2 protein-coding genes are annotated in these 2192 nt (G+C 49.5%); both read right to left on the bottom strand.

Annotated features, from left to right (window positions below; genetic code table 11):
* Positions 1-93: 93 nt before the first annotated feature.
* Positions 94-867: an IS21-like element helper ATPase IstB gene (gene istB / locus FHS77_RS15955; RefSeq protein WP_184224899.1), complete on the bottom strand. Its 774-nt coding sequence runs from the start codon at positions 865-867 to the stop codon at positions 94-96.
* On the bottom strand, positions 857-2192 hold a 1336-nt coding region (gene istA / locus FHS77_RS15950; RefSeq protein ID WP_184224898.1), incomplete at its 5' end, for an IS21 family transposase. The genes istA and istB, both read right to left, overlap by 11 nt.

Raw genomic sequence — 2192 nt, 5'->3', positions numbered from 1 at the left:
TGTTGATTACCACTGAGAACTGACCCGGTTTTTCCACCGAGACTTGACCCGCCTTTTAATTAATGTTCATTTTTTTAGTTACGGTCAAGGTTGCTACTTTTCCTTTACTCGTTTTGGTTCCTGCGCGGAGCTATTTTTGAACCTGAAACTGTCATTTCCGGTTTCGAGGATGTGACAGTGGTGTGTTAATCTATCGAGCAATGCAGTCGTCATTTTGGCATCGCCAAACACGCTTGCCCATTCACTGAAGCTAAGATTGGTGGTGATTATGACGCTCGTTCGCTCATAAAGCTTGCTGAGCAGATGGAATAGAAGTGCACCACCTGATGCGCTGAATGGCAGATAACCGAGCTCATCAAGAATGACGAGATCGGAATAAATGAGCCGATTGGCGATCTGTCCCGATTTGCCCTGAGCTTTTTCCTGCTCAAGTGCATTGACGAGTTCGACCGTTGAGAAGAACCGGACACGTTTGTGGTGGTGTTCAATAGCCTGTACACCGATAGCGGTGGCGATATGAGTCTTACCCGTGCCGGGTCCTCCAACCAAAACGATGTTATTTGCATCATTGAGAAAGTCACAGCGATGAAGCTGCTGGACCAATGCCTCATTTATCTCACTGCTTGCGAAGTCAAAGCCGTTCAGATCACGATACGCTGGAAAGCGTGCAGTTTTGAGCTGATAGGCAACTGATCTGACTTCACGCTCCGCCGTTTCGGCTTTTAGCAGCTGCGACAGAACTGGAATAGCTGCGTCGAATGCTGGTGACCCTTGTTCGGTGAGTTCACCAACTGCTTGTGCCATACCATGCATCTTTAATTGTCGCAGCATGATAACGATAGCACCACTGGCTGGATTATGACGCATGACGAGCCTCCGTCTTTCTCAAGGTGTCGTAGCGTTCGACATTGGCCTTGGGTTCATTGTTAAGGGTAAGTGCCTGCGGTGCATTAATCGTGGGTGGAATGAGTGATTTGCCGTCGACCAGGCGGTGAAGCAAATTGAGGATATGGGTTTTTGTCGGTACTCCAGCCTTTAGTGCCATGTCGACTGCCATAAGTACGGCCTGCTCGTCATGCTGTAAGACGAGGGAAAGGATATCGACCATTTCCCTATCGCCACCTGGCTTCTTCAACAGATGAAACTGAAGTGTGCGAAACGCTTCAGGAAGCTCCGTGAAAGGAGCGCCATTGCGCAATGCGCCGGGCTTTCGCTGAACGACCGACAAATAGTGTCGCCAATCATAAACGGTCTGCCCCGGTGCTTCATGAGAGCGATTAAAGATGCGTGAATGTTCGCAAATGATCTGGCCTTCGGCGGCAACAACGACACGCTCTGGATAGATACGCAGGCTTACTGGACGATTGGCAAAAGATGCTGGAACACTATAACGCGTACGATCAAAGTGAACGAGGCAGGTCGGTGATACGCGCTTGGTGCACTCTACAAAGCCATCAAAAGATCGGGAGACGGGCATAAGAGCCTGAACCTCCTCAGTCCAAAGATCGGCTATGGTGCCGCGCATTTTGCCATGCTGTGTCGTTGCCCAGAAGAACCTGCAACGCTCTTCCAACCAGTCATTTAATGCATCCAGCGAAGCAAATCGTGGAGCTGGTTGAAAGAACCGATGTCGAGAATCCTGCACATTCTTCTCAATCTGTCCTTTCTCCCAGCCTGACGCTGGATTGCAGAAGTCTGGTTCAAACAGATAATGACTAGCCATGGCTTGAAAGCGGATATTGACGTCACGCTCCTTGCCTCGACCTACTTTGTCGATGGCTGTGCGCATATTGTCATAGATACCGCGCCTTGGAACGCCACCAAGCACACGGAAGGCATGGTTATGGGCATCAAATAGCATCTCATGAGATTGTGTGGGATAGGCGCGAACTATAAAGGCTCTAGAATAACTTAGCTTTGTATGTGCTATCTGAAGCTTTGTCCGCTCATTACCGATAATTGCCCAGTCTTCCGACCAGTCAAACTGAAATGCTTCTCCAGGATCAAAGTTCAAAGGAACAAACGTACCTCGAGCTGACGTCTGGTTGCGTATGTGAAGATCGGCCTTCCATTGACGTGCAAAGGCGGCGACGCGACTATACGACCCCTCATAGCCCAGGATAACGAGGTCAGCATGCAACTGTTTTACCGTGCGCTTTTGTTTGCGAGGTTTACGATCTTCCGACTTTAAC

The organism is Paenochrobactrum gallinarii (genome assembly GCF_014205685.1).
GTDB classification, from domain to species: Bacteria; Pseudomonadota; Alphaproteobacteria; order Rhizobiales; family Rhizobiaceae; genus Paenochrobactrum; species Paenochrobactrum gallinarii.
The sequence above is the reverse complement of the archived record's forward strand: the minus strand, read 5'-3'. Positions and strand labels throughout refer to the sequence as shown.